The organism is Nonomuraea sp. WAC 01424, from assembly GCF_003947315.1.
Taxonomy (GTDB): domain Bacteria; phylum Actinomycetota; class Actinomycetes; order Streptosporangiales; family Streptosporangiaceae; genus Nonomuraea; species Nonomuraea spiralis.
This window is the reverse complement of sequence record NZ_QHHZ01000050.1, coordinates 1-2660: the sequence shown is the minus strand read 5'-3', so window position 1 is coordinate 2660 and position 2660 is coordinate 1. Positions and strand designations below refer to the sequence as shown.

The 2660-nt window shown below is 70.8% G+C and carries 2 protein-coding genes; both read right to left on the bottom strand.

Annotation, left to right across the window (positions count from 1 at the left end; translation table 11 throughout):
- Positions 1 to 125: 125 nt before the first annotated feature.
- Complete coding sequence (locus tag DMB42_RS52650; RefSeq protein WP_260478458.1) at positions 126 to 1112, bottom strand: cation diffusion facilitator family transporter; 987 nt, start codon at positions 1110 to 1112, stop codon at positions 126 to 128.
- Positions 1113 to 1296: 184 nt separating this feature from the next.
- Positions 1297 to 2460, bottom strand: a complete 1164-nt coding sequence (locus DMB42_RS52645) for an acyl-CoA dehydrogenase family protein (RefSeq protein WP_125649920.1) — start codon at positions 2458 to 2460, stop codon at positions 1297 to 1299.
- Between the last annotated feature and the right edge of the window lie 200 nt (positions 2461 to 2660).

Sequence of the window (2660 nt, the reverse complement as noted above, 5' to 3'; positions counted from 1 at the left end):
CATCACGTGATCGTCCAGATGCACATAGAGTGCGGTCAGAAGGGCGTCCAAGTCAGTCTTCACACACCGACCATGGACGCCCTTCGTCATGCCTGCAGCCGATCACCGAATTTCACATCAGCGATCTAGGTGATGCGGTGGGTCGCCAGAGTCGCGTGGTGGTCGGCGCCGTCCGGTCCGTACGGGTCGGTGTGGACGGTGGCGGCGCGCAGGCGGGGCAGGTCGTGGATCAGGCGGTGCTCGGCCTCGACCGCCACGGCGTGGGCGTCCACGACCGACATGGCGTGGTCCACCAGGATCTCGACCTCGGCGTGCAGGGCGTGGCCGATCCAGCGCAGGCGTACCGAGCCGACGCGCTCGACGCCGGGGACGGTGGCGAGGATACGTTCGGCCTCGTCCACGAGGGCGGGGTCGACGGCGTCCATGAGGCGGTGGTAGATCTCGCGGGCGGCGTCGCGCAGGACGAAGCAGATGGCGACGGTGATCAGCAGGCCGACGACCGGGTCGGCGATCGGGAACCCGAGCGCCGCGCCGCCCGCGCCGAGGAGCACGGCCAGGGAGGTGAACCCGTCGGTCCTGGCGTGCAGGCCGTCGGCCACGAGCGCGGCCGAGCCGATCTGGCGGCCCACGGTGATGCGGTAGCGGGCCACCCATTCGTTGCCGAGGAAGCCGGCCAGCGCGGCGGCGGCGACCCAGCCGAGCGCCCGCACGTCCTGGGGTTCGAGCAGCCTTCGGACGGCCTCGTACCCGGCCAGTGCCGCCGAGGCGGCGATGAGCACGACGATGACGATGCCCGCCAGGTCCTCGGCCCTGCCGTAGCCGTAGGTGAAGCGGCGGGTGGCGGCACGCCGCCCGAGCGAGAACGCGATGGCCAGCGGGACGGCGGTGAGCGCGTCGGCCAGGTTGTGCAGGGTGTCGCCGAGCAGTGCGACCGAGCCCGACGCGACGACGATCACGGCCTGGACGGCGGCGGTGAGCATGAGGACCGCGAAGGAGACGGCCAGGACGCGCATGCCCCGGCTGCTGGACTCCAGGGCGCTGTCGGTCTTGGCGGCGCTGTCGTGGCTGTGCGGGGTGAACGCGTGCGCGACCTTGGCGGCCAGCGCCTTCACCCCCCGCCGCTCCCCCGGCCCGTGACCATGACCATGACCGTGGCCGTGGCCGTGACCGTGTTCGTTTGGATGCCCGTGGTGGTGGTGCTGCGGCGTGGGATCGGAGTCAGGCATGGGAACCCCCCGGCTGGCGCGGCTCATCCGCGTCCGACCAGGATAGGGAGGCCGGGGCCGCCGCGTCCGGCTACCAGCCCACTCTGCCCTTCCCGGAGACGAGGGCGCGGGCGATCACCAGCCGCTGGACGTCGTTGGTGCCCTCGCCGATCGCCATCAGCGGAGCGTCCCGGTAGAGCCGTTCGACGACGAACTCCTGGGAGTAGCCGTAGCCGCCGTGGATGCGCATCGCCTCCAGGGACGCCTTCAGCGCCACCTCCGAGGCGAAGTACTTGGCCATGCCCGCCTCCATGTCCACCCGGTTGCCCCCGTCGGCCCGGGAGGCGGCCCAGTACGTGAGCAGCCGGGCCGCCTGGATCTCGGTGGCCAGGTCGGCGAGCTTGAGCTGGACGGCCTGGAAGTCGGCGATGGGCTGCCCGAACGCGGTGCGCCCCCGGGCGTACTCCAGGGCGGCGTCGTAGGCGGCCTGGGCGACGCCCACGGCGCGGGCGGCGATGTTGACGCGGCCGATCTCCAGTCCGCCGAGCACCTGCTGCATGCCGCGCCCCTCGACGCCGCCGAGCAGCGCCGATACCGGCACGCGTACCTCGTCGAGCACGACCTCGCAGGTCTCGGTGCCCTTGTAACCGAGCTTGGGCAGGTCGCGGCTGACGCCGAAGCCGGGCGAGGCCGGATCGACGAGCAGCACGGACATGCCCTTGTGGGCGGGCTCGGTGATCGAGGTCTTGACCAGGACGGGCAGCGGGTCGGCGTGGCGGGCGTTGGTGATCCAGGTCTTGGTGCCGGTCACCACGTAGTGGTCGCCGTCGCGTACGGCGCGGGTCTGGATGCCCTGGAGGTCGGTGCCGGCGCCGGGCTCGGTGAGCGCGATGGCGGTGCGGCGGGCGCCGGTGGCCAGGTCGGGGAGGTGGCGGCGTTTCTGCTCGTCGGTGCCGTGCTTGGCGATCATCCAGCAGGCCAGCGAGTGGGAGCCGATCGTGCCGGCCACGCCCATCCAGCCGCGCGCGATCTCCTCGAAGACCAGCGCGAAGGAGACCATGTCGGCGGCCAGCCCGCCGTACTCCTCGGGGACGGTCAGCCCGAACAGCCCCATCTGCTTCATCTTCTCGACGATCTCGGTGGGGTAGCGGCCCGAGTGCTCCCACTCGGTGGCCACCGGCAGGATCTCCTTCTCCACGAAGGCGCGCAGGGTCTCGCGGAAGGCCTTCTGCTCGTCGGACAGCTCGAAATCCATGGCCTCACGTCCTCTGCGCGGGAGGGGCGGTCGAGGCTCACGTTATTCGTCTGATGTTTCGAAGGTCAATCGGCTAGTGAGCCGGTCGCGAGTATCCGGGACGCCACATGAGGTGTGTCTCGTTTCAGATTGTCCGTGAAGTGGTGACGGTCTCTGGCGGCTGAGGTCTGCTGGAGAGATGGCAGACAGCAGACTCGAGC

Coding starts and splice junctions, on each gene's coding strand:
- DMB42_RS52645 (WP_125649920.1), bottom strand. CDS start 2,460: ATGGATTTCGAGCTGTCCGACGAGCAGAAGGCCTTCCGCGAGACCCTG.